Annotated in this window: 29 protein-coding genes and 1 tRNA gene; 5 read left to right on the top strand and 25 right to left on the bottom strand. The window is 64.3% G+C overall.

All coding sequences use genetic code 11. The features are described 5' to 3' along the window. The 9 genes from MSB02_RS10500 to MSB02_RS10460 all read right to left on the bottom strand — a co-directional run. The coding region (locus MSB02_RS10500) for a GNAT family N-acetyltransferase (RefSeq protein ID WP_267195195.1) at positions 1 to 517 on the bottom strand (517 nt) is incomplete at its 3' end. 107 nt (positions 518 to 624) lie between these two features. Continuing rightward, positions 625 to 921 carry a type II toxin-antitoxin system RelE/ParE family toxin gene (locus MSB02_RS10495; protein ID WP_267195194.1) on the bottom strand — a complete coding sequence of 99 codons (297 nt, stop codon included), beginning with the start codon at positions 919 to 921 and terminating at the stop codon, positions 625 to 627. Beyond that, entirely contained in the window at positions 918 to 1,199 is a 282-nt protein-coding gene (locus MSB02_RS10490; RefSeq protein WP_267195193.1) for a type II toxin-antitoxin system Phd/YefM family antitoxin, read from the bottom strand. The genes MSB02_RS10495 and MSB02_RS10490 overlap by 4 nt, the downstream gene beginning before the upstream one ends. A gap of 167 nt (positions 1,200 to 1,366) precedes the next feature. Next, on the bottom strand, positions 1,367 to 1,663 hold the full coding sequence (locus tag MSB02_RS10485; protein WP_267195192.1) for a type II toxin-antitoxin system RelE/ParE family toxin: 297 nt from the start codon (positions 1,661 to 1,663) through the stop codon (positions 1,367 to 1,369). A gap of 5 nt (positions 1,664 to 1,668) precedes the next feature. Beyond that, the gene (locus MSB02_RS10480; protein WP_267195191.1) at positions 1,669 to 1,890 is read right to left on the bottom strand and encodes an addiction module protein; all 222 of its coding nucleotides are present in this window, start codon (positions 1,888 to 1,890) and stop codon (positions 1,669 to 1,671) included. A gap of 188 nt (positions 1,891 to 2,078) precedes the next feature. Beyond that, complete coding sequence (locus tag MSB02_RS10475; RefSeq protein WP_267195190.1) at positions 2,079 to 2,732, bottom strand: hypothetical protein; 654 nt, start codon at positions 2,730 to 2,732, stop codon at positions 2,079 to 2,081. Positions 2,733 to 2,745: 13 nt separating this feature from the next. Continuing rightward, positions 2,746 to 3,420, bottom strand: a complete 675-nt coding sequence (locus MSB02_RS10470; RefSeq protein ID WP_267195189.1) for a hypothetical protein — start codon at positions 3,418 to 3,420, stop codon at positions 2,746 to 2,748. 132 nt (positions 3,421 to 3,552) lie between these two features. Continuing rightward, complete coding sequence (locus MSB02_RS10465; RefSeq protein ID WP_267195188.1) at positions 3,553 to 4,533, bottom strand: M23 family metallopeptidase; 981 nt, start codon at positions 4,531 to 4,533, stop codon at positions 3,553 to 3,555. 543 nt (positions 4,534 to 5,076) lie between these two features. After that, a complete protein-coding gene (locus tag MSB02_RS10460; protein ID WP_267195187.1) occupies positions 5,077 to 5,271 on the bottom strand; it encodes a hypothetical protein in 195 nt (64 codons plus the stop codon). A 214-nt stretch (positions 5,272 to 5,485) separates the two neighbouring features. Between MSB02_RS10460 and MSB02_RS10455 the strand changes: the two genes are divergently transcribed. After that, on the top strand, positions 5,486 to 5,974 hold the full coding sequence (locus tag MSB02_RS10455) for an Ltp family lipoprotein (protein WP_267195186.1): 489 nt from the start codon (positions 5,486 to 5,488) through the stop codon (positions 5,972 to 5,974). 417 nt (positions 5,975 to 6,391) lie between these two features. On the opposite strand, the gene MSB02_RS10450 is transcribed toward MSB02_RS10455, so the two are convergent. Continuing rightward, complete coding sequence (locus MSB02_RS10450; RefSeq protein ID WP_267195185.1) at positions 6,392 to 7,033, bottom strand: hypothetical protein; 642 nt, start codon at positions 7,031 to 7,033, stop codon at positions 6,392 to 6,394. 834 nt (positions 7,034 to 7,867) lie between these two features. After that, the gene (locus tag MSB02_RS10445) at positions 7,868 to 8,341 is read right to left on the bottom strand and encodes a hypothetical protein (protein WP_267195184.1); all 474 of its coding nucleotides are present in this window, start codon (positions 8,339 to 8,341) and stop codon (positions 7,868 to 7,870) included. 192 nt (positions 8,342 to 8,533) lie between these two features. On the opposite strand from MSB02_RS10445, the gene MSB02_RS10440 reads away from it, so the two are divergent. Both MSB02_RS10440 and MSB02_RS10435 read left to right on the top strand, forming a co-directional pair. Beyond that, entirely contained in the window at positions 8,534 to 9,109 is a 576-nt protein-coding gene (locus MSB02_RS10440) for a TetR/AcrR family transcriptional regulator (protein ID WP_267195183.1), read from the top strand. A gap of 10 nt (positions 9,110 to 9,119) precedes the next feature. Next, entirely contained in the window at positions 9,120 to 10,124 is a 1,005-nt protein-coding gene (locus MSB02_RS10435) for a 4Fe-4S dicluster domain-containing protein (RefSeq protein ID WP_267195182.1), read from the top strand. Between the two features lie 172 nt (positions 10,125 to 10,296). Here the strand turns inward: MSB02_RS10435 and MSB02_RS10430 are convergent, their stop codons facing one another. Beyond that, positions 10,297 to 10,707: a hypothetical protein gene (locus MSB02_RS10430; RefSeq protein WP_267195181.1), complete on the bottom strand. Its 411-nt coding sequence runs from the start codon at positions 10,705 to 10,707 to the stop codon at positions 10,297 to 10,299. A 71-nt stretch (positions 10,708 to 10,778) separates the two neighbouring features. On the opposite strand from MSB02_RS10430, the gene MSB02_RS10425 reads away from it, so the two are divergent. Next, on the top strand, positions 10,779 to 11,330 hold the full coding sequence (locus MSB02_RS10425) for a TetR/AcrR family transcriptional regulator (RefSeq protein WP_267195180.1): 552 nt from the start codon (positions 10,779 to 10,781) through the stop codon (positions 11,328 to 11,330). 2,415 nt (positions 11,331 to 13,745) lie between these two features. On the opposite strand, the gene MSB02_RS10420 is transcribed toward MSB02_RS10425, so the two are convergent. The 4 genes from MSB02_RS10420 to MSB02_RS10405 all read right to left on the bottom strand — a co-directional run bounded on the left by MSB02_RS10420 (position 13,746) and on the right by MSB02_RS10405 (position 16,363). Continuing rightward, positions 13,746 to 14,099 carry a hypothetical protein gene (locus MSB02_RS10420; RefSeq protein ID WP_267195179.1) on the bottom strand — a complete coding sequence of 118 codons (354 nt, stop codon included), beginning with the start codon at positions 14,097 to 14,099 and terminating at the stop codon, positions 13,746 to 13,748. A 101-nt stretch (positions 14,100 to 14,200) separates the two neighbouring features. Further along, complete coding sequence (locus tag MSB02_RS10415; protein ID WP_267195178.1) at positions 14,201 to 14,485, bottom strand: hypothetical protein; 285 nt, start codon at positions 14,483 to 14,485, stop codon at positions 14,201 to 14,203. 114 nt (positions 14,486 to 14,599) lie between these two features. Next, positions 14,600 to 15,205, bottom strand: a complete 606-nt coding sequence (locus MSB02_RS10410; protein ID WP_267195177.1) for a hypothetical protein — start codon at positions 15,203 to 15,205, stop codon at positions 14,600 to 14,602. A gap of 186 nt (positions 15,206 to 15,391) precedes the next feature. Beyond that, positions 15,392 to 16,363: an integron integrase gene (locus MSB02_RS10405; RefSeq protein ID WP_267195176.1), complete on the bottom strand. Its 972-nt coding sequence runs from the start codon at positions 16,361 to 16,363 to the stop codon at positions 15,392 to 15,394. Positions 16,364 to 16,483: 120 nt separating this feature from the next. On the opposite strand from MSB02_RS10405, the gene MSB02_RS10400 reads away from it, so the two are divergent. Then, positions 16,484 to 16,684: a YgaP family membrane protein gene (locus MSB02_RS10400; RefSeq protein ID WP_267195175.1), complete on the top strand. Its 201-nt coding sequence runs from the start codon at positions 16,484 to 16,486 to the stop codon at positions 16,682 to 16,684. A gap of 12 nt (positions 16,685 to 16,696) precedes the next feature. Here MSB02_RS10400 and MSB02_RS10395 read toward each other — a convergent pair whose 3' ends face one another. The 9 genes from MSB02_RS10395 to MSB02_RS10355 all read right to left on the bottom strand — a co-directional run bounded on the left by MSB02_RS10395 (position 16,697) and on the right by MSB02_RS10355 (position 23,983). Then, complete coding sequence (locus MSB02_RS10395) at positions 16,697 to 17,890, bottom strand: FprA family A-type flavoprotein (protein WP_267195174.1); 1,194 nt, start codon at positions 17,888 to 17,890, stop codon at positions 16,697 to 16,699. Positions 17,891 to 18,120: 230 nt separating this feature from the next. Then, a complete protein-coding gene (locus MSB02_RS10390) occupies positions 18,121 to 19,128 on the bottom strand; it encodes a polyprenyl synthetase family protein (RefSeq protein ID WP_267195173.1) in 1,008 nt (335 codons plus the stop codon). Between the two features lie 121 nt (positions 19,129 to 19,249). Further along, entirely contained in the window at positions 19,250 to 20,074 is an 825-nt protein-coding gene (locus MSB02_RS10385) for an ABC transporter permease (RefSeq protein ID WP_267195172.1), read from the bottom strand. Next, positions 20,067 to 20,747, bottom strand: a complete 681-nt coding sequence (locus MSB02_RS10380) for an ATP-binding cassette domain-containing protein (RefSeq protein WP_267195171.1) — start codon at positions 20,745 to 20,747, stop codon at positions 20,067 to 20,069. Before MSB02_RS10380 ends, MSB02_RS10385 begins: the two co-directional genes overlap by 8 nt. Further along, positions 20,744 to 21,253 (bottom strand): nitroreductase family protein, encoded by a 510-nt coding sequence (locus MSB02_RS10375; protein WP_267195170.1) that lies wholly within the window; start codon positions 21,251 to 21,253, stop codon positions 20,744 to 20,746. Before MSB02_RS10375 ends, MSB02_RS10380 begins: the two co-directional genes overlap by 4 nt. A 1-nt stretch (position 21,254) precedes the next feature. Continuing rightward, positions 21,255 to 21,497: a hypothetical protein gene (locus MSB02_RS10370; protein WP_267195169.1), complete on the bottom strand. Its 243-nt coding sequence runs from the start codon at positions 21,495 to 21,497 to the stop codon at positions 21,255 to 21,257. 45 nt (positions 21,498 to 21,542) lie between these two features. Then, positions 21,543 to 21,639, bottom strand: a tRNA-Sec gene (locus MSB02_RS10365). A 53-nt stretch (positions 21,640 to 21,692) separates the two neighbouring features. Continuing rightward, complete coding sequence (selB, locus tag MSB02_RS10360; protein ID WP_267195168.1) at positions 21,693 to 23,600, bottom strand: selenocysteine-specific translation elongation factor; 1,908 nt, start codon at positions 23,598 to 23,600, stop codon at positions 21,693 to 21,695. 2 nt (positions 23,601 to 23,602) lie between these two features. Next, entirely contained in the window at positions 23,603 to 23,983 is a 381-nt protein-coding gene (locus MSB02_RS10355; protein ID WP_267195167.1) for a hypothetical protein, read from the bottom strand. Positions 23,984 to 23,997 lie beyond the last annotated feature (14 nt).

Below are 23,997 nucleotides of genomic sequence, written 5' to 3'. Positions count from 1 at the left end.
TAGCCAGCCGTTTGCGCATGACCACACGTCTGGCTCGCTCCGACTCCAGCCCCGCCTCTTCTTCGAACCGCCGGCGCGTCTCAGCATCCCATTCAGATTCTGGGACGACGTCGAATCCCAGACCGGCGTAGAACGGCGCGTTCCACGGCAGGTCGCGATAGGTGGTGAGCGTGATCTCCGTGAAGTGCTCCGAGTGCGCCCAGTCACCCACTGCCCGGACGAGCGCTGTGCCGATCCCGCGCCGCCCGTGGGCCGGAAGCACGTCGAGCTCCGCGAGGTGGACTCGTTGACCTGTCACGACCACGCGAATGAAGCCGACCGGACGATCATCCGGACCGAGCGCCACCCAAAGCGTGCCGTCCTGCTGGGCGGCGAGGAAGACGGACTCGGGCGTGACATTCTCGAGCAGCTCCGCCGGCACAGCATCCCCGAACAAATCCGCGGCCGCGCGCTCGATGTGCGGAAGCGAGCAGGCGTGTTCGGGGAGCGCGGGGCCGACCCTGTAGGAATCCCCCATCCTCCACTCCTATCCGCCTAACGTCTTGGCGCTTCAGCTGCGAACGAGCGGCTCCAGCCCAGCCTAGCGCGTGTGTGAGTCGGCTGGAAGCACTTGTTAGACCCACCCTACTCATCGGTGCCACCAAGCTCGAACAGGCGCCGATCATGGAGCACGGCCAGAATCGTGACCTGCTGCTCGTCCCGGTGATACGGCACGCGATACGGGCCGACAAGGACCTCGCGGATCTCAGGCCGCTGCAGTTCAGGAACGATGCGTCCGAGATCGGGGAAGCGCTCAAGAGACCGTACTCGCTCCATCGTCTCATCGAGCCAACGGAGCGCAGCTGCCGGTCGCTCTGCGGCGATGTAGTCGACGGCCTCGTCGAGCATCACCTGCGCCTGCCGTGTCCAGACGATCCTCACTTGGCGAATCTCTCGCGCACGCGCGCCTCAACGTCGTTATGCGGCACAAAGTCACCCTGCAGCATCTCCTGCTCCCCGGAGCGAACAGCCCGTAGGAGTGCGACCTCGTCGAGCAGCCCCTCGTACACCTCGACGTCCATGAGCACAGCTGCGCTGCGGCCGTGTTGCGTCAGGATGACCGGACGCTTGGTCGCGTGGACCTGGTCGAGGACGGCCGATGTGTTCGCGCGGAACTCAGTGACAGGGCGAACATCAGTGGATGGGCGGAGTTGAGCCATGGGACACCTCCGATAAGATACGTTACTCCGTACAGTTTACCGTATTCTTAACGGAATCCAAACCGCCTGCAATGGTTGGGTCTAACGCATTTGCGCTTCACCCGCGCGCCTGTGGCTCACAGTGTAGCCGAGCGGCCTATCGCGCCTGCTGGAAGCGCTTGTTAGATTCATCCCACCCGGCGTTCGCGCCAGTAGTGGGGCCTACGCCTCTGGTGCGCAACGGCAAGAATCAGGATGACGTCGCCATCAATCTCGTAGATCAGATTGAAGGGAAACTTCGCAAGGACGAGCCTTCTGATGTCAGAGTCGACCTCTGCTGCGGCATGCGGATTCTCGAGGATGCGCTGATACCCGTCGTCAACTTGGTCGAGGAACAGCGTGCCGAGTCCGGGGCTCTCCGAGTCGTAGTAGTTCGCTGCGTCGTTGAGTTCGCGGTCAGCGTCCTCGTGGATGTCGAGGATCACGGTGGTTACCGATTGGCGCGGGCGCGGGCCAGTGACTCATGCGCCGAGAGAGTCTGCGCCCGTCCGGCTTTGACATCAGCGCTGCGGCGCTTGGCTTCAGCCACCCAGAGACGCTCGACCTCAGCATCGGAGAGTGACTCGAGGCTGGAGAGCAACTCATGAGCAATCGAGGCCCGCGTTTCGACATCGAGTGTCAGTGCCTCTCGCATGATCTCTTCGACCGTCATGTTGATCACCTCAGTGAACCGAAGACCCGTATATCGCGATTGTACCCGCGCGCGATGACATCGGGGGAATCCAGATTGCGTCTAACGTCGGGTGCTTCAGCCGCGCGCCGAAGACTTCGCTTCACACCATAACCTTCGGCGCGTCAGCTGGAAGCACTGGTTAGGGCGCACAACGGATTCTCAATACCCTACCTCAAGCTATCTGCAATGATGATCAGATCGTCGATAGGGATATCGCCAACAAGAGCATACCGAATGAACGGCGCGGGGCCCTCACACACAACCTGCCATTCAACAACTGAGGGTACAGCCATCATGTCGCCAGACTGCCACTTCTGAGTAGTAGCCGAGCGTGCAACTCCCTCAACCCCGCGGATGGATACGACGTTCCATGGATGACGCTCACCCGTAACGTCTGGGGTGATCTCCCGGTCCTTCGCTTCAGTGTTGGCGTCCATCTTGCGGTCAGTTGGTGTAACAAAGAGGGCAATACGGTCGCCGTACCGCAGCGTGTAGCCCGTGACGATTGTCCCGTCGGAGAGGGTCTGATCAACGACCGTCACCCAGTTCGGGCTCAGGACAGATGAGCTGTCTCCGCGCAGCAAGACCGCGTAAGGCACCTCTTCGAGCATCCGCTGGAACGAGATACCGTATTCTTCCTCGCGTGCAATCAGTTCGTACCAGTCCTCGTTTGCAGTAGGCGCGAGCGCTGCCCCGGGGTTGATGAACTCGCCCTCATCTGTAGCGGGAGCGAGAACCTCCACGGAGCAGGCAGTCACGAATAGCACCACTATTGCCACACCGCAGAGAACTGCGAGAATCGGCCGAATCGATCTACCCATTGTCCAAGTCCTCTCAGTACCAACCGTAGACAAAATCCACGTGGTTGTTTGATATATAGCTTGGCCTGTAGCGGATGTCCCCGTCATATTCGAGGGTGTGACCGGTCCAGTTCTCCCACACGCCCCAGTCCCATATCTTGTACTTCAGCGTCTGGAAGCAGCCTACGTTGTCTCCGTTGTACACTGAGTCAGTGGTCCGCTCGACATTCACGCCTGGCCATTGCGATGTCATCGATGGATAGATGGCGTGTTCCGCGATCCAGACATTGTTAATCCAGTAGTTCTGCTTCCCATCGCGGTAGTCGTACCCAGTGTGATAGCGCGGATAACTCCCCTTGACAGGCGTCCCTAGACCCTCCTCGGTCTTCAGCGCGAAGTAGTCAGTGTATGTGTAGAACTGATCGCAAATCCCCGCGCTCCCCCACCAATGGCCAATCTCTGCAATCGCAGACCAGTCGGTGCGGAACGACACCAGGCCAGTCACCTTCGCACCCGCGATATCCGGACTTGGATTCACGTACACATACCCGCTCGTGCCGTACTTGTAGGCGGGGTTCTTCACCTGAATGTCGTACTTGTACTGCACCGCCCGCGCCTCTGCTCCGTTAGCAAGGACGCTAGCGAGCACCATGAGTCCAAGCCCCAGCCAGCGCACCCAGAACGACATTGCCCAACGCTCTCTCTGCACTCCCGCTCCCCTCCCTCTGCGCGTCGCCCTAACGTCGAGCGGATGAGCTGCCGGGCGCCAGCTCCCGCCTTCACTCGATTCTAGCTCCCGAGCGCCCGTGTCTGCTCGATCCGCTGGTTGGGCGCACGCTTCTCAGGGCTGACTCCCACTTGAGTCGAAGCCACTCGCCCCTCCCCGGACCTGTTCGCCACTCCCGCGCTGTCGAGCGAACCACACCCCCACGATCGTGGCGTATGCAAGCGCGAACAAGAGGAGCCCCGCGCCGGCCTTCATCCCTCGGATGTGGAAGAACGATCCCACAACGATCAGCATGAGGCCCCCGAGCACGAGCATGATCCGCTTGCGTTGTCTTGTGCCGAAGAACAGCCACATGCATCCTGAGACCACGTAGATGCTGAGTAGCACGATCTCGGCTCGCCAGACCTCCCAGAAGCCGCCGTGCGGCGTGGGAAACCCACCGACCGGCGCACCTTGGGCGTTGATCACCTCGGAGGGGCGCAGCCATCCCAAGTCGGTGGGACACGGCTTGATCCAGCCAGCCATCCAACGCCACTCGCCTTTGCCCGGGTAGTCGCCGCGTTGACCGACACGCATTCCGAAGTGGAGGTGTGTCACGAGTGGGGAGTCGGTGCTCCCGCCATTCTCGTCCTCGTCGCCCAAGTAGGCGAGCAGCTCACCCTTCTCGACCTCGGTCCCAGCGTCAATCCGCCACCGGCTAGGGCTCAAGTGCCCGTAGAGTGAGTAGAGGTCGAACTGCGGGTGGTCGACGATGATCAGCCACCCGTATCCACCCATTCTGCCCGAGAAACTCACCTTGCCGTCCGCGCTCGCGTACACGGGAGTGCCTGCTGGCTGGTGGTAGTCTTCTGCAGCGTGATACTTCAGATCATCGGTGGGACCGGCCCACTCGCGGAAGCGCGCCTGGTACTCGCTTGACTCCGCGAAGAGTTCGTCCATGGGGAACCGGAACGGCAGGCTCTCGTCGGCCGCATACTCATCGACGCGCGACGTGTCATCGAAGGGCTGGGTCCTACAGCCGTCGGAAGCCTGTGCGTACGCCGCACAGAACAGGACCAACAAGACAGCGACGGCTAGGACACGCCGATGGAACACCAGGATCCCCCCTCCCCGAGATCGTGTGTTGCGCCCAACGTGTTTGCGCATAACCTGCGCGCCACCAGCTTACCGCGCGAAGCGCCGGCGCGCCTGTGCGCGCCAGGTTGATGCGCTGGTTAGGCGGCTCCGGTGACAAGACTTCAGAACAGAGCTGACAGAATCTTGATCACGACGAGCAACGTTCCGAAGATCGCCAGTATCCAAACGACAAGCTTGCCGAGAAACTGGTCTGGCTGGTCTGCATGCCGAGGTGCCTGCGCTCTGGTACCCGCCGCCTGTCGAGATCGCGCGATACGACCAAGGCGTCCGCGCAGCCTGGGCTCACAGGGACGCGATTCGAGCGATCGATCACTGGCAACTGAGATGCACATGTCGGACCCGGGCTGCCGATGCCAGGCTGGGTAGTTGAGACAATCGCTGCAACGCACCTTACTCACACAAGCCTCCAGCCACTGCCCACCTAACGTGGAGCGGATGAGCTGCGAACCGCTCCCTTGCCATCATAGCCGCGGCATGGCGTGAGTCTGCTCCATCCGCTGGTTAGGTCGTGCCGCCGCTTCCCCGAGGTCCTCGGTGACCGAAGAACGCACCGAAATAGGAGCCGAGCCAGACAATCCCAACAGCGATCCACACCGCACCGAAGATGATGCGGCCCACTACATCGCCTGCAAGTATCACCCCGGTGAGCGCGAGAACGGCAATCCCGAAACAGACGACTGCCGCGACGAGGAACATGGGCCTCCTGCGTGATTCCACAGTCGTCACCCCCCTTCGGCGCCGACCTAACGCATTTGCGCTTCACCCGCGCGCCGTACGGATTCAGTCTAGCGCACCGCTTCTGCGCGTCGGGTGGAAGCGCTGGTTAGGTGGGAGCAACCGACGCCCCTACTTGACTATAATAAGCTTCGGGATGCGCGTAGTAGTGGCTCCGATGACGAGGGGGGACACGATGAAGAAGGCGCTGATAATCCTGTCAGCGATCGCGATGCTGATGCTGTTAGTGGCCTGTGGTGAGGTGGCGACTTCATCGAACGAATCAGAGAGCGCCGCTCCAGCGAGTGAGACTGTCGAGGAGCCCGCAGAATCAAAGGCCGTCGAGCAGCCTACGGAGTCCGAGCCTGTCGTCGAGGAGCCCGCAGAACCGGAGCTTACGATGGGTCAGCAGCAGGCGATCGGCAAGGGCGAGGACTACCTCGACTTCGCATCATTCTCGCGCCAAGGGCTCATAGACCAGCTGGTGTTCGAAGGCTTCAGTACCGAGGACGCGACATTCGCTGTGGACCACATCGCCCCTGACTGGGATGCGCAGGCGGCACAGAAAGCGCAGGACTACCTGGACATGTCGTCCTTCTCACGCCAGGGACTGATCGATCAGCTGATCTTCGAGGGATTCACCCAGGCTGAGGCGGAGTACGGCGTACAGGCAGTCGGTTACTAGATTCCGGGCCCCCGCACGCATGACCAACAACCAGCGCGAGTGAAGCCTTGCCGGCTCTCCACCTAACGCATTTGCGCATCAGCCGCGGCCGTGCGCCTCACTTCACAAGATTACCTCACGCCGCCGGCTGGATGCGCTTGTTATGCCGCGGAAGCGATGACTCGAACCTGTCTTCGCGGCGGAGATGCGCGGAGGCGCGTCGTAGCCGCCGACCGGCTGACCCGGCTGCTGCCCCCGAGACCGTGAAGCGCGGGCACCTGGCGCGGGGATCGGAGCAGAACACTTCCGTTCGACCGACCTGCGATCGGTCACAACCCGTAGTGCTGCTGTCCGTCAGGCATAACGCATTTGCGCATCAGCCGCGGCCGTGCGCCTCACTTCACAAGACTACCTTGCGCCGCCGGCTGGATGCGCTGGTTAGATGCCGAGCCAGCGTGATACTGCGGCCCGAGCCTCGTCCAGGTAGCCAAGGAAACCGAGGATGGCCAATGCCGAGGCTATCGCTCCTGCGAGGTAGACGACGAGACGTACAACGACTCCCAGCACGGAACTCTCAAGCCGCCCACCCGGCAATCCCAGGCGGGTTGCGAGCAGGAAGGGAGATCGGGCGATCGCATCCAAAGCGAGCCCGATGTAGAAGAAGGGGTTGAGCGTACGAATCACCGCGGCCCCGTGATTGCGCTGGTAGACGCCCACAGCTCGCTCAGCCATGTCGATGAGGGCCTGCGGCGAGAGATCGAAGTGGGCGAAGTTGAAGATGTTGTGGACCAGTTCGACGTTCTGGATGTATCCACCGATCATCGGAGGCGGAGTGTACGTCATCGTCGTGGATATGCCGGCAGCATGGATGACGTCGTAGGCCTCGTCAGTCTCGAGGTTGATCCGACGACGAACTTCCCGCGCGGTGTCGTCCTCAGTCCATGACGTACCGAGATACCCGGACGTGCAGTGATTGAAGTACTCGACGACGTCGTTCCGGTATCGCGAAAGGAAGTCGAGCCGGCGGTTGTTCTCAATCACCCCGATGTGCTTGTACGCCCGCATGGTCACCTCGTGCATCTAACGTCTTTGGGCATCAGCTGCGGCCGATGCACCTCCTATCATCTTAGCGCTCCTGGCCGTCAGCTGGATGCCCTTGTTAGCGTGGCGTCCGCCTCCCCAGTGACTGTCTGCAAAAAGGCCGGCAGAGCGGCTGCCGCGTGCGATTCGCGATCACACTGACCGCCCCGACGAGCCCTGGCGCGCATCCGTGACTCCGGGGCGAGCGGTTTGCGAGTCAGTCGCGGCGGTGACGTGCGCTCAAGCGATCTGCCGAGAGAACAGACACTCCCTGCGGGCGATGACGCGTCGCGGCCGACGAGGTGCACCGTGATGACTTGCGATGCGCGCGCCTAGAGCCGGCGCACCTTGAATCCTTGTCACAACCGAAGAGGAAAGCGCAGCTCACGCTAACGTATGAGCGCATCAGCAGCGCGCCCATTCCCTGCCGTTCAGTCTATCGCTTGCCGCGCCTGCTGGATGCGCTGGTTAGGTGGACGGCTATCCGAGCGTGCCCCAGGCGAGAACGGCCAAGCCGAGGATGATCGTCACCGCTCCGCTGGCCCGGCAGGACCACACAGTGAACCGTTCAACACTCTGCTCCGTCCACCATGGACCTGGGTAGAGGAAACGACCCCACTTCGAGCGGAAGAGCCATAGGCCGTAGTCAGCGTGCAGCCGCGCGCCGCTTTCAGAAAGAAGGAAGGCGCCATACCCAACCAGCACAATGACAACAACGATTGCGAGCGCCAAATCAGCTGATGAGGGCACGCACCGCTCCTATCGTTCCACCTAACGTCTTGGCGCTTCAGCTGCGCGCCGAAGCCCTCTCTTCGTAGCCTACACCGTGGCGCGTCAGCTGGAAGCGCTTGTTAGGTGCTGCGCCGAGGACTCCGAGGACTGTCGCGACATCCAGATCTCGAGCCGGCTGCGTTTGGGCCACACCCAGACTGCGGCAAGTGCCCATACGACGAACGCTCCGGCGAATGGAAGCATGCTCTCTGCCGTTACGCTGGCGACGACGCCCATCAACGGCAGCAACTGAATGATGAGAGCGGAAAGCACCGAGCTAACCGCGTACAGCACGGTGGGCGGCTGACCCTGCGCGATGGGCCAGAGCCGGAGTGCCACCCTTGGCATCAGGCCGATCACGAAGCCCGGGACTGCCATCCCCATGAGAATCGCGACGAATGCGCGGTCCTGCGACGCAATCGGGATGTTGCCGCCGGTGATCATCCAGGAGCTCCAGAGAAGAAGCAGCACGACCAGGGCAAGCCAACCGGAGATGATGCGCGCAATCTTGAGCGCCTTCAGGTCAGGATTCGACACCCATCCCCCTCATCGCATGCACCTAACGTCTTTGCGCATAAGCTGCGCGCCATGCGCCTTCAGGATACGACAACCTCGTGCGCGTCAGCTTGATGCGCTTGTTGGGCACCCTCTGACAACATATGATACGCCTTGTATCGTATCGATACAGTATGTATCATAGTGTTGCAGGTTGCTGAGATCGGAGTTGCAGTGGACGGAACGACTATAGACCCACGGATAGAGCGTACGCGGGAGGTTGTCACCGCGGCCGCCCTAGAGTTGCTGCGCGAGGACGGCCCCGAGGCGGTCACTCATCAGCGAGTTGCCGAGAAGGCTGGCATTGGACGCGCCACAGTCTACAGGCACTGGCCGGATCGCCAGAGTCTCATGCTCGGAGCGCTCGAAGCGCTATCGCTGTCCATCGGGGCGCCGGAGAGTCTCTCAGTCCGTGATGGCCTTGTATACATTCTCGAAACCCTGTGCGACCGCCTCGAATCACCGGTCGCCTTCGCGATGTCCTCGCTCATCGCACGCGCCGAGTGGGAGCCGGAGGTGCGCTCATTCCTGGACAGCGTCCTGGTGCACGCCAGGGATGAGATCGAAGCGCTGCTCGAACGAGGCGCGACCGAGGGGGGACTCGAGATAGACGTCCCCATGGAGACCGCACTGTCATTGATAGCAGGCCCATTCTTCCACGAACGCTTCATCGTGGGCCGCGTCGTGTCGCGCGAGTACATCCCTGACCATGTGGACGCGCTTCTCGCCCGCTGGAGTCCCACGAGCTAGGAGGCCGACTATGAAGCGCATCTTGCTGCACGAGAGGTTCCGGCGCCCACCGTGGTTCCTCGACAAGGACCACTACCTGCGCGAGGGCGACCATCCGGTGACGAGCGGCCCGAACGCGCGGTATCCGCGGCTGGTTCCGCTGTTGATCTTCGACTACGGAAGCCTGTGGGGACGTATCAAGAGGATGGTGCGCCTCCGCCAGTCGATGACGGCGAACATGCGTGAGTTGCGCAGGGCGAACACGAGCATCCGCGAGAACCCGCGACTCGGGAACACGCGAATCGATGCCACGACGCTGGCCGACCTCGAGACGTACGCCCGCTCACTCGGGGTTTCCGAGATCGGCTACACGCGCGTGAACCCTGACTACATCTTCAAGGACCTGAGCATCCTGTACCCCAACGCCATCGTCTTTGCGATGGAGATGGACCTCGAGAAGATCGAGCAGGCTCCGAGTGTCCCGACCCTGATGGAAATCTTTCGCACCTATTACCAGCTCGGCTACGTGGTCAATCAGATATCCGACTTCCTTCGCGAGCGCGGCTTCAATGCCCATGCCGGTCCGGCGCTGGGGAGCGAGGGCAGCTTCGTGCCGATGGCGCGCGATGCGGGGCTCGGTGAGGTGGGCAAGAACGGGATGCTCATCACCAAAACGTATGGTCCCCGCGTGAGACTGGCAGCCGTCTACACAGATATCGAGAACTTGCCCTTCGCCGAGGAGAACCCACACGCATGGGTCAGAGACTACTGCGACATGTGCAACTCGTGCGTGAAGCACTGCCCTGCCAACGCAATCTTCCTGGAGCCGCGCGAAGCACCAGAAGGCGGTCCGGTCTTCATAGATCACAAGAAGTGCGCCGTACCGTTCAGCACGATGGACGGCTGCACGCTCTGCATCAAGCACTGCCCGTTCATGTACGGGCGCTACGACCAACTGCACGAACGGCAGCGCACGCATTCGATGACGGCTAGCAAGGACAGCGAGGAAGTCGAGGCCGGTGCCGTGACCGTCTAGCATCGTCGCAGCGTGGTGTGCCCAACGTGTTTGCGCATGAGCAGACGCCCACGCGGTTTCAGACCGATTCTACCTTCTGGCGTTCTGCTCGATGCGCTTGTTAGGTGGGACGCGGCTTAGGTGTCGGTCGTTCTGGATGCGTCCTGCTGAGATTACCGCGCCGCGAAGCGGGCTAGCGCCTGACAGTGGCGACTCGCGCCTCGTCGGGCGCCACAAGCAGTCCGGCGGCCACGATCCAAGCGAACGCCCACAACAGCAGAGTGGCGACCACGGCACGAGCTACCCCATCGTGACCGTAGAGCGAGGGCCAGAAGCCGAGTACGAGCCCGTCGAAGGCCAAGGCCCCGGAGCAGGCCCAAAGCAGAACGTGACGCGGACTCTCGCTCTTGAAGCGCGCAACCCCTGTGGCGATCGGAACGAAGAGAAGTGCCGCCGGCACTTGCGCTGCATACAGGAGTGCGCGGTAGAGCTCATTGACCAGCCACTCATCAGGAATGAGTCGAATCACGAGCGCGAAGATGAACGCGATCAGGGTACCCAAGATGAGTCCCGAGACGAGACCGTCTCGTGTTGCCAGAGTCATAGGTGCCGACCTCCTCAATTGTAGTCATCACTACAGTTGAGGATAGTTGTAGTCAGGACTACAATCAACCCATGAGCTATCGACGACATTCGCCGGAGGCGATTCTCAACGCCGCGGTTGAGACCGCGATGCAGGATGGCCTCGCGTCTCTAACCTTCAGCGCCGTAGGCCGCAGGCTTGGCATCAGCGACCGCACGGTCGTCTACTACTTCCCGACTAAGTCGGATCTAACCACGGCCGTGCTGGGCGTGCTCGGTGAGCGCCTGAGAGAGACCGTCGCAGGCGTTCTCGACGCGGCGCCGATGACCACACGTGAGCTTCTGGAGCAGGTGTGGCCGATTCTGGCGACTCCAGCGAACGACCGTGTCTTCGCCCTGTTCTTCGAGGTAGTCGGACTGGGCAGCGACGGCTCCGAACCCTATCGCTCCGCAGTCCGAGCTCTTGTGACCGATTGGTGTGATTGGCTCGAGCCGCGGATCGTCGCAGCGTCAGGACGCTCACGGCGGGCGACAGCACTGGGGGCCCTAGCCCAGATCGACGGCCTGTTGCTGCTTCGCAGCGTTGCTGACGCACGCACAGCGGATCTCGCGGCGGACGCGCTCATGAACGACCGCAACGCCTGACCTTGCCGCGACGCTCTGCGCATGTCCCCACCTAACGTGAATGGGCATCAGCTGCGGCGATGCACCTCTCTTCATCTTAGCGCTCCTGGCCGTCAGCTGGATGCCCTTGTTAGCGTGGCGTCCGCCTCCCCAATGACTGTCTGCAAAGAGGCCGGCAGAGCGGCTGCCGCGTGCGATTCGCGATCACACTGACCGCCCCGACGAGCCCCTGGCGCGCATCCACGACTCCGGGCGAGCGGTTTGCGAGTCAGTCGCGGCGGTGACGTGCGCTCAAGCAATCCGCCGAGAGAACACACACTCCCTGCGGGCGAGGACGCGTCGCGGCCGACGAGGTGCACCGTGATGACTTGCGATGCGCGCGCTTGGAGCCGGCGCACCCCTGAATCCTTGTCACCGCCGAGGAGGAAAGCGCAGCTCACGCTAACGTGTTTGCGCTTCACCCGCGCGCCGTGCGGATCCAGTCTAGCGCACCGCTTCTGCGCGTCGGGTGCAAGCGCTTGTTAGATTGCCACGGGAAGACCGGTCCAGCCGGCAGACACCGGCCGGGGACATCATGAAGGCTGCCGGGATCGAGGAGCGCCCCCGCCACGCATCCTGGCCTGCGACCAGCCACGGACTTATCACCGCCGAAGGCAGGTACGCACCCGGATGAGGAGGCACTGCGGTGATAAGCGACGGGGTGCCCACACGGTGACGCCGCACTTCCAGCGATGCGACCGGACCCGGGCGCCCGCCCCTACCGAGGTCCTTCGATGCCGCTCGCGACTCAGGGCTATCTAACGCATTTGCGCATCAGCTGAAGCGCCGCCCCCTTGACCTTGCCACCCGAGTCTACCGCGGACAGGCGGCGCTTTCTGCTGCAAGCGCTTGTTAGGCCCGCCCCGCGAATCACTTGTCGAAGTCCGACTTGCGTCCAAGGAATCCCGCGTTGAACATTGGAACAGGTGTGGTGAGCGTTAGCGAGCGTGTACTCGTCCAGACACCAACGTCGCTAAGACCCTGGGCTGGGTCCAGGCCGAGCCGCGCCCGGAGAGCAGCATCGTACTCAAGAAGAGCTCTTGCGACAGCGGATCGCTCAGCCGGATTCAGAGTGTGGCCGAACTTGAATGGTTCACCCTTATACCAAACAGCCAGAGAGTCGCCGACCGCGTAGTCAGGCACCGCGGCGGCCTCAGCACAAGGATCCGGTGGCGAAGCGTAGCCGCTCACAGGGAATTCTGGTGCGAGGACGTCGCAGCGCAGCCCGGTCATTGCAGGGAGGTCATACTCTGCACTCTCCAGCCGAAAGGGACCGATGTACCTCTCGTAGTGGACAGTCCTACCGATTACCGTCAGTCGCTCACGCGCTGTAAGAGCCCATGCCAGGCACACCAGAGCGGCGATGCCCAGGACTGAGACAACACCGACAATCCCACCGATGTCAGGCTGGGGTGGTGCGAGTCCTGCAGCGCGCGACGTCCACCAGAAGAAGAGCACAGTACCGCCCACCGAGACCACGATTCCTACAACCGTCAGAAGCAGCGCACGCACGTGGCCCCACCGCAACCGCATCCTGCTCTCGAGATGCAGTCGGTCTGCCGATTGCTCGAATGTGACAATCACTGGAGACCTCCACACAGGAAGCGACAAGCTGGGCCTAACGCATTTGCGCTTCACCCGCGCGCCGTGCGGATCCAGTCTAGCGCACCGCTTCTGCGCGTCGGGTGCAAGCGCTTGTTAGATTGCCGCGGGAAGACCGGTCCAGCCGGCAGACACCGGCCGGGGACATCATGAAGGCTGCCGGGATCGAAGAGCGCTCACGCCACGCATCCTGGCCTGCGGCCAGCCACGGACTTATCACCGCCGAGGGCAGGCGTGCACCCGGATGAGGAGGCGCTGCGGTGATAAGCGACGGGGTGCCCGCACGGTGGCGCCGCACTTCCAGCGATGCGACCGGACCCAGGTGCCCGCCCCTACCGAGGTCCTTCGATGCCGCTCGCGAGTCAGGGCTATCTAACGTGTTTGCGCTTCAGCTGCGCGCCGACGACTTCTCTTCGTAGCCTACACCGTGGCGCGTCAGCTGGAAGCGCTTGTTAGGCAGGCCGCCGCGACCTACGGAGCCGCCAGCTCCACGACTCCCCACAGAATGACGACGATGCCCACAGCGAAGAACAGCAGAGCATCAGGCGGCACTCGCATCGACCAGTTTGGGAAGAGCGGCGTGATGCCGCGATAGACACGCCTAGACCACTCACGCAGGGGCCTCTGTGCCAGGTGAAGGACCAACCCGACGGCGAGACAGAGGAATCCGGAGGTGATATGCCAGACACCCATGCGACTCCCCCCAGTGCCCTGCCTAACGCATTTGCGCTTCAGCTGCGCGCCGAAGCCCTCTCTTCGTAGCCTACACCGTGGCGCGTCAGCTGGAAGCGCTTGTTAGGCACGCTCCCCCACCGACTCCCTACGGCGAGGACGGCCAAGCACAACCCCCGAGAGCACTAGGGTGATCGCGGCTAGCACCAGCGGTCCGAGAGAGTTGTCGATAAGGGTGAACGCGAGCCCCATAGCATCGAACCGAGCGTCCGACCCGAAACTCATTGCAGTGAGAACGGCGTCGCGGACCACAAACACCAACAGCCCGATTGCCAGCAGCAGCAGTAGCGTGCCGACCAGCTGTCGACCAATTGGAGGATCGGGGCGACGCCAGCAAACCAGCGCCCAAATAGCTACCGCAACAACGGCCGCCGCAGGAGCAATCCAAAGAACCTCCGACGAGATGATCACGTCCAATAGCGACCTCCTGGTGCTGTGCCTAACGTTCTTGCGCTTCAGCCGCGGCCGAGCGCCTCCCTTCGTAGCTTAGCGGTTGCGCCGTCGGCTGGAAGCGCGGGTTAGGCATGCCTCGCCGGTCGATCAGCAGCCCTCAGGCCACCGACGAACGTACCGGCAAACCACAAAGCCGCGTACATGATGACGCTCCAGAGAACCCAGGCCACGATGGCCAGCGCGTAGGTGCCTGCCTCCCCGCCGGTCACGTAACCGATCAGCATCGCGGGAAACTGTAGGAAGATGAACGCGAACAGTCGCGACAGCCCGGTGTCGACAGCACTCATCAGGAGAATCGAAGCCAGAACGAGCACCCCACTGATGCCACCAGCAATCGCAATTCGCCTCACGGCAATCCCCCCTCTGCTATGCCTAACGTTCTTGCGCATCACCCGCAGCGCGCCTGCGAGCGCCACAATCCCGAGTCTATCGTAAGGGGCGCGCTGTCGGTGTGGATGCGCGGGTTAGACCTCGTCCGATGCTGCAGCCAAGCCGCCCAAGTACGTGACGCCATTCCCAACGACCGTAGGGTCAATACAACCCGCAGCGCTCGACAGCTCGTCCGAGATGCCCCGGACTGACGCCCGCCATCGTTCAGCGGTCTTGATGTCGACCAGGCTCTCCCACTCTGCAAGCAGGCCGGGAACGCGCATCTCAAGCAGGTACCCCTCGTCATCAACGGCGTGCGCGGGGATCTCAGTTGTTGAAAGCGATACTGACCTACCGTGCGCGAGCTGCCTCCTGAAGCCGAACATGGCCTTGAAGTCCTGAAAGGGTGCTACACCCTTGTCAATCGCCAAGCGTGAACGTTCAGCGATGGCATCAAGCTTCTTCTCCGGACGCAGCCACTCTACGGCGGCCCAGACCTCTGGCTCGTAGGACTTCTCCAGGAAGAGATACGCGCCAACATGGTTGAGCACCGCTTCTACCGTCAAGGGGCAGAGCAACATCGCCGTGACCGTGTCGAGATAGTGGCCGCGTCCGCCCGACTTGGCGTGAAGTAGGGCAGAGTAGCTCATCTGGTGAAGGGTGAAAGCGGGAGTGACCTCGCGTGAGGCGGATTGGATCACCCTCTGTGGCTCCTCGCGATCCAATTCGTCGCCCCCATCGGACGTAGGTCTAACAATGATTCGACAGACTCAAATTCACTTTGATTCTAGGTTATGGAGTTCCGTGTAGACAGCGCAATTCCTCTCACGTCGCATCTCCAGCCCAGGATATGCAGTCTCGATAATCCGGCACTCACCGGACCGGCCTTACATCCCATCCAGCGGACTCCGCACGCCCAACCCGCCCTTGTTGAGCACGTGTGTGTAGATCATGGTCGTGTTCACGCTCTTGTGTCCCAGCAACTCCTGGATCGTCCGGATGTCGTAGCCCGACTCGAGCAGCTGCGTCGCGAACGTATGCCGGAAGGTGTGACACGTCACATGCTTCTGGACCCCGGAGCGCAGGACCGCCTCACGCACCGCACGCTGGACGAGCGTCTCGTGTATGTGGTGCCGGCCCTGCTCTCCCGTCGCACGGCTCGTCCACCGGCGCTGTTGCGGAAACACCCACTGCCAACGCCACTCCGCAGCGGCATTCGGATACTTGCGCCCCAGCGCCTCGGGCAGCACCACCCTGCCCCAGCCGTCGGCAACATCCCGCTTGTGCACGACCTCGGCACGGCGGAGTTGGTCCTTGAGCGGGCCCTTCAGCGACTCGGGCAGCATGGTCACGCGGTCCTTGCCACCCTTGCCGTCGCGCACCACGATCTGGTTCGCACCGAAGTCGATGTCCTGCACGCGCAGGGAAAGACACTCGCTCAGCCGCATGCCGGTGCCGTAGAGCAGTGCCGAGATGAGCCAGTACTCGCCCTCGAGCTCGGCCAGGACGGCCCGGATCTCGGCGCGGGTCAGCACCACCGGCAGATGCGTCGACTTGCGCGCGCGGACAAGCCCCTCGAGTTCGCCGACGTCCATGCCCAGCACAAATCTGTAAAGGAAGAGCACGGCCGAGAGTGCCTGCGTCTGCGTCGACGCGCTCACGCCGCTATCGACTGCAAGACTCGTGACGAACGCATTGACCTCCTCGGCGCCCATCTCTGCCGGATGCCGCATTCGGTGGAACCGTATGAAGCGCCTGACCCACTGCAGGTAGGCCTTCTCGGTGCGCGTGCTGTAATGACGCGCCCGCAGCTCCTCCACCATGATGTCGAGCAGCTTCGGTGGTTGAGGATCGGACATGGTCGGCTCCCGGGTGCGCGTTCGGTCGAAACATCATGCGCACGCGTAGGTCACCAGGATCCAACCGGGGACAAACCAGATGAAGCATGACGCAGAGACGGCAGCACTGAGGAGGGTCTGATGAAGCGGCAGCCGAACGTGTCCAACACCGACCGCGTGGTGCGGTTCATCCTCGGAGGCGCGGCGCTCGGCCTTGGCCTCGCCTTCTGGCCGGTGGGCGCCGTCGTGGGCGTGCTGTTCGCAGCAGCGCTGTGGATCAGCGCCTGGACAGGCTACTGCCACATATACGAAGTGCTCGGCATAAGCACGCTCAAGCGCTGACCGTTCGCGCGCCTACTGCTTGTCCTTCACCGCCTCGGCGATCCCTGTAGCCCACTCGGCAACCGACGAGAAATCGTCGTCGCCCGGCCGATACTTCACGGTGAAGTCGTCGAACGGCATCTCGAAGCCGATCTCCTCGAGCCGCGCACGCATCTGCTTCTCCGCGCCCTTGCTCCAGCCGTAGCTCCCAAAGGTGGCCGCAAGTCGTCCGGTGGGCTTGAGTCCGGCCAGGTACTGCAGGTAGCCGGCGACTCGGTAGAGCATGCCGTGGTGGAGTGTGGGCGAGCCGAGGAGCAGCGCCTTCGCCTCGAGCAGCTCGGCGGTGACGTGTGCGATCGGCGAGACCGCGAGATCGTACACGACCACCTCGCACCCGGCCGCTCCCACCGCATCCGCGATCCGTGAGGCGAGCGCTGCAGTGGACCCCCACATCGTGCTGTAGGCGATCACGATCTTGTCGCGCTTCTCTCCCACGCCCCACCGCTGATACGACTCAATCACACGTCCGATCTCCTCGCCGCGCCAGATGAGTCCGTGCGACGGGGCCACCACGTCGAGCTCCCACCCGGTCTCGACGACCTTCGTGATCGCCTTGTCGATGGCGGTGCCGAGCGGAAGCAGGATGTTGGCGTAGTAGACGCCGAGTTCGTGGAACGCGGCATCCAACCCGTACTCGCTCGCGAAGCGCTCGTCGCTCGAGACATGCTGCCCGAAAGCGTCGTTGGGCATGAGCACGCGCTCCTCGGGACAGTACGTGAACATCGAGTCGGGCCAGTGCACCATCGACATGGGCTGGAACGTGAGCGTACGCCCGCCGAGGTCGATCACATCGCCAGCCTTCACGGCCTCCACCTCGAGTCCGTTGTGGTACTCGGCCACGCCCTTCACGCCGGCAGGTGAAGCCACCACGCGCGCTTGCGGCATCGCCGCCATCACCTCGGGTAGTCCGCCGTTGTGGTCGGGCTCCACGTGGTTCACCACGATGTGCGTGATCTTCTCGAGCGGCACCACCGACTCGATGCGCGACAGCAGCTCCGACACGAATGGCGCCTTGGTGGTGTCCACGAGCGCGATGCCCGTGTCGCCCATCACGAGGTAGCAGTTATAGGTGGTGCCCTGCGGCGTCTCGAAGCCGTGGAAGTCGCGCAGGTTCCAGTCGATCGCGCCGACCCACCAGATGTTGTCGGTCACCTTGGCAGCACGCATAGGAGAGCCTCCATTCGAGGACGGGTTATCCCGTTCATCATACCCGTCAGCGAGCTCCGCTCGGCCGCCGGGAGGTCCGAGGAAGCCTCCGCAGCGCGGGTTGTGCGCGAGGACAGCGACGAGGGCCTCCCAGTGGCCGCGCGAGGCGAGCGTCGTCCTCCGCAGCGCGGGTTGTGCGCGAGGACAGCGACGAGGACCTCCCGGTGGCCGCGCGGCGCTCAGTCAGCGTCTCAGCTGTCGCGCTCCACGAAGAAGTCGGCCATCGAGAGCAGCAGGTCGCGGGCCTTGCTCTTGGGCAGCGCCGCTTTGAGGTCGGCCTGAGCGGTCAGCACGATCCCGCGCGCATACGAACGCGCGAACTCGATGCTGCCGCTCTCACGCATGATCGTCACAGCCTCCTCGAGCAGGGCCGGATCCTCGGTGCGCGACGCGAGGATCTCGAGCAGCCGCTCCCGCCGGTCCGAATGCTCGAGCGCATGCACGGCGGCGAGCGTACGCTTGCCTTCGGTCACGTCGCTGCGGAAGTCCTTCTTGGTGGCCTCGCGCGTGCCCACCAGATTGAGCACGTCGTCCTGGATCTGGAACGCCAGCCCGGTGGCCTCGCCGAACGCGCGGAGCGCGGCCACCTGCTCGTCGGTCCCTCCGCCCGCGATGGCGCCGATCGCCAGCGGCACGGCGCCCGAGTAGAACGCCGTCTTGTGCGTGGCCATCACCAGGTAGTCATCGACGGTGAGGTTGAAGCGGTCGTCGCGCGCCCATCCGATGTCGAGCGCCTGCCCCTCGATCGTGCGCGTGGTCATGTCCACCAGCTCGCGCAGCACGCGGAGACGCACATCGGGCTCGAGCGTGTCGTCCCCCACCACCGTGCCGGTCACCAGCGCAAGCGCCAGATCGCCCGCGTTGATCGCCAGGGCCTCGCCCTCGGTCACGTGCAAACACGGCACGCCCCGCCGTGTCAGCGACGAGTCCATGATGTCATCGTGTATCAGCGCCGCGGTGTGGAAGTGCTCGATCGCCGCCGCCGACGTCCTCGCACGCTCGGGGTCGCCCCCCACCGCCTCGGCAGCGAGCATGCAGATGAGCGGCCGATGCCGCTTCCCGGCGTTCGCGGTGTAGTCGGCGAGCAACCGGTACAGGTAACGGCCCATGTCTTCGTGTGTGCCGTCCTTGAAGAACCGCGCGAGGTACGCGTCGAACTTCTTCGCATTGCGTTTCAGATAGAGCTCGAAAGCGGTCATGACCCTCCTGATGGACCGCAGCGGGTCCACGGTCCCCGATAGTGTAGGGTGCCGCCCCCAACGCGGCAACCGCCGGTTTGGAGCCTCCACCACTAGACATACGACGGGCGCACCGGCAGTCCTACATGCCGGCGCCATCCCCGTTCTCCTCGCGCATCCCTTGTTCCAGGAAGACGCCGTCATCGCTGAAGCGCTTCCGGAACGTCAGCATCACCGCCACGACCGACCCCAGCGCGGTAGCAGCCGCCACCATGAGCATCACCACGATCTGATAAGCGCTGGCGGCGAGCGGGTCCGCGCCCGCAAGGATCTGCCCGGTCATCATCCCCGGGATGAACACGATGCCCGCCGCGGCCATCGAGTTGATCGTGGGGATCAGCGCCGCCGAGATAGCCTTGCGCACGCTCGGTCCGGCCGCCTCCCACGGCGTGGCGCCCAGCGCCACCAGCGCCAGCAGCTCCTCCGCGCGCAGATCGAGGTCGGCGAACATCCGCTCCAGCGACAGGGCGATACCGTTCATCGAGTTGCCGAGCACCATCCCCGCGATCGGGATCACGTACTGGGCGCGGTACCACGGCTCCACCTGCACCACGAGCCCGGTCACCGCGAACGTGACGATGAACCCGGTGAGCAGCATGGAGACGAACGAGCTGCCGAATATCCCGCGTGGAGCGTCCGGCGCGCGCTGCACTATCGTGCGCGCGGCCGCCGCGACCATCACCAGAAGCAGCGCCAGCACGAGCCAGGGGCTGTCGATGCCGAACACCCAACGGAGCACGAGGCCGAGGATGAACAGCTGCACGTACGTGCGCAGCGTGGCCACCGCCAGGCTCTTCTCGATGCCGAGCGAAAGCCGGATCGACACGACGCCCACGAACACCATGAACCCTGCAGAGAGCAGCAGTTGCGGCCATCCGATCGCGACCACGCCAACGGTCTCAGGCACCGGGACCCACCCCCCTGAGGTGACCGGCGGTAAGCCGCAACCGGCGCGCGGGGACCTCGTCGGGCATCTGGTGCCGTACCCGCACCACAGCACCCGAGGCTGCGAACTGGGCCGTGAGCATCGCCACCTGAGAGGCGGAGTCCGAATCGAGGCTTGCGTCGGGCTCGTCCAGGAGCAGCACGTCAGGCGCGGTGAGCACCACGCGCAGCAGCGCCACGCGCGCCGCCTGACCCACCGACAGCCTCACGGCGTCACGGTCGAGCGAGACATCCTCGAGACTCACCCGGTCGAGCGCGGCACGGAGCTCGTCATCGTCCGGAGCCGCCTCGCCGTCCCTCACCTTGAGGTCCCAGGGCATGCGCAGGTTCTCACGCACCGTGCCCTTGAGTATCACCGGCTTCTGCGGCAGGAGCGCCACACGGGTCCGCCACACGCGTTCACCCAGCTCGGCGGGCGTCGCGCCGTCCAGGAGAAGCTCGCCGGTGACACCCGGCTGCAAGAGCGCGAGAGCGCGGAGCAGCGTGGTCTTCCCCGCCCCAGACGGGCCGAACACGTCCACTACCTCGCCACGCTCCACCGCGAGATGCGCGCCGTCCAGCACCTTGAGCGGCCCCGCGTCCGACTGCCGCACGAACCGTAGGTCACGCGCCTCGAGGAGAGGCTGCGCGCTCACCAGCGGTCCCGGTGCACCGCGCCAGGGTCGTACCGGCCGGCCGGGGGTTTCGTCTCGGCAGGATGCCCGACGGCCAGCACGCAGAACGGCTCCACGCCCTCGGGCAGCTCCAGGACCGTGCGCAGGGGCGCCACGCGCTCCATCTTGGGCCAGAAGCCGAGCCACACCGCGCCGAGACCGAGCGCATGGATCGCCACGAGCGCGCTCTGAGTGGCCGCCCCGCAGTCCTGCTGCCACATCACGTCGTGCTTGAGGTCGCGCGTATCGGCGCACACGGCGATCGCCAGCGGCGCCCGGCGCAGGATCGAGCCGTAGGGCGTCGTCTCGGCCATCGCGTCGATCCGCTCGCGATCGGTGGAGACCACGAACCGCCACGGTTGCTGATTGCCCGCCGAGGGCGCGGCCATCGCCGCGCTCAGGATCGTCTCGATGTCCGCCTCCCGAACAGGCTCGTCGGTGTAGTCGCGGATCGAACGGCGTGTGAGGATCGCTTCGATGGCGTCCATGTCAGACCTCCTCGGCGCGCTCCTGATGTCTCAGTCCGAGCGCGGTCTCGATATCGGCGCGCTCCTTGAGGCTCAGCAGCCATTCGGCGAGTTCCCTGCCGGGCTCTCCAAGCAGGCCGAAGTACTCCACGGCGCACTGGGGCCGGGCGTGTTCCGGGCCGATCTGCGACCAGAAGATGCAGCCGTCCTCGTCGCACTCGAAGCCGAGGTCGAGGACACGTCGTCTCAGGCTGCATTCACTCATGGCGCACTCCCGGAGGGGCATCGTGGTCCCCATCAAGATGACATATGGCGGAGGCGTGTGCGAATCGAACACACCCGGGAGGCTCTTCACCCCCCACGACGGTTTTGAAGACCGCGGAGCCCACCAGGACCCATCCGCCTCCGCCCGAAAGGATAGCGGTTTCCGGCCTGGCGCACCACGGGTGCGCCGCGGCGGCTACGCGTTCTTGCCGAGGGTGCGTGCATCGCCCTCGCGCTTCGTCACGCCCTGGGAGTCGAAGTACTCGAGCAGCGGCATGATGTACTTGCGGCTCGAGCCCACGATGTCCCGCGCGTCCTTGGGCAGTATGGAGCCGTGCTCCCTGAGGTAGGCCACGATCGCCGAGCGGGCGGCCCCCACCGCGGCCGCGTCGAAGTGCAGGTCCGGACCCAGACGCACCAGCTCGCCCTGTGTCGCCAGCCGCCCCAGGACCTTCCGGGCCAGCCCGGTATCCACCCCGGCTTCAGCGGCGAGATCGGCGGTGGATGCCGGCGCGATGCCCTGTGCCTTGAGAAGCGCCGTCAGCTTCTCCGCCGCCTCCTCCTCGGCGGCAAGCGCGGTCGATGCCGCCTTGGGGTGACGCGCTTCCCCGCCGGCGATGACCACCGCGCCGCGCTCGACGGCAAGGTCGAGCAGCGCGTCGAAGACCTTCTGCTCGATCCGACGGTCCACGCGGTCGCGCAGCGCACCGGTTGCGAGACCCGTCGCCTTGGGGTTGGTGTCGTGGAACGCGAGCAGCTCGCGCTCGATCGCGCCGAGCAGGCCCTCCTGCGCCTCGGCGGTGACGAAACAGGTCTCCCCGCCGGCCTTGAGCCGCTTGAGGTCGGCCTTGTTGAGATCGTCCGCCACCTGTGGTCGCGGCACGCCGATCGCCGCAGCCACCTGCGCCGAGGTGAGCGGCATCGCGCGGCTGGCGAGCAGTCCCAGGGCGGCGCCCGACAGGTCGTGGCCAAGCAGCGCGTCGAGCAGCTCGCGCTCGTGCGACCTCAGCGTCGTCCGGCGCGGCGGGAGCACGTCGAGCACCACGCCGCCGCCGATCGTCCACATCGGCGAGTACGAGCGGATGATGAACCGGTCGTCATAGCGCGGCGCCAGAGGACTCTCCAGCCGTACTTGCGCCAGACCGCTCTGCCCGGGCTGCAGCGAGTCCGCATCCATGAGCAGCACTCTGCCGAGCACCTCGCGCGTACCGTGATGAACGTGCACGCGGGCGCCGCTCTCAAAGGGCTTCTCCTCGCTCGCGAGATAGGTCACGCGGGCGTCGAACCGGTCGGTCACGGTGAGCGTTCCCGGCTCGGCCACGATGTCGCCTCGCGAGATGTCGTCGGTGTCGAGCCCCGCGATGTTGAGCGCCACACGGTTGCCCGCCACCGCCTTCTCGGCCGGAGCGCCGTGGATCTGCACCGAGCGTATGCGCCCGCGCTTGTTGCCCGGATACAGCTCCACCTGGTCGTCCCGCTTGGCAACGCCGCTCCACAGCGTCCCGGTCACCACCGTGCCGGCTCCCGCGATCGTGAACACGCGGTCCACCGGCAAGCGGAGCGGCAGGTTGGAGTGACGCGCCTCGGCCTCCTCGGCCACCTCGTCCAGCGTTGCGAGCAGATCGGGCAGCCCCGCCCCGCTGCGGGCGGACACTGGCACGATCGGCGCACCGGCGATGGACGTTCCCTCCAGCAGGCCTCCCACATCCTCCACGACCATCTCGAGCCAGTCGGGGTCGGCGAGGTCGGCCTTGGTCACGGCCACCACGCCGCGGGGGATGCCGAGCAGGTCGATGATCGCGAGGTGCTCTCGCGTCTGCGGCATCACGCCGTCGTCGGCGGCCACCACGAGAAGCACGATGTCGATGCCGGTGGCGCCGGCGACCATCTGACGCACGAACCGTTCGTGGCCGGGCACGTCCACCACGCCCATCGTCCGTCCGCTTGGCAGTGCGAGCTGCGCGAAGCCGAGCTCGATGGTGATGCCGCGCTTCTTCTCCTCGCTCAGCCGGTCGGGATCGGTGCCGGTGAGCGCGTGCACCAGCGTCGACTTGCCGTGGTCGATATGTCCGGCCGTGCCGAGAACGAGCGAAGGTGTGGTCATCATCAGCCCCAGGCGATCAGGCCGAGTCCGCGCCCGGCACAGATGCGGAAGAAGTGCTGCAGGTCGGCGCAGACGTCGGCGTCGTGCGGGCCCCCGGTCACGTCACGTTCCACCGAGAGAGCCGCAAGCTCATCGGGCTCGAAGACCTCGAGCAGCGCGGAGAGCTGCTCGACCTGCGCGGGTGTCAGGCTCTCGGCGATGTTGAAGCCGGTGGCCTCGAGGATCAACTCCCAGTAGATCTTGCCGCGGAACGACGACTCGGCACCGGAGCAGATGCCGCCACAGAGACGCAGGCCCGCCTCCTCGAAGGCGCGCTCATCGTCGCCGGTGAGCTCGACATCCTCAAGCGAACGCGATGCGAAGTTGTCCAGGCCCGTGGTCATCGCCCCCATACACG

Source organism: Anaerosoma tenue (genome assembly GCF_023161965.1).
GTDB lineage: Bacteria > Actinomycetota > Coriobacteriia > Anaerosomatales > Anaerosomataceae > Anaerosoma > Anaerosoma tenue.
This window is presented reverse-complemented; position numbering and strand designations above follow the sequence as displayed.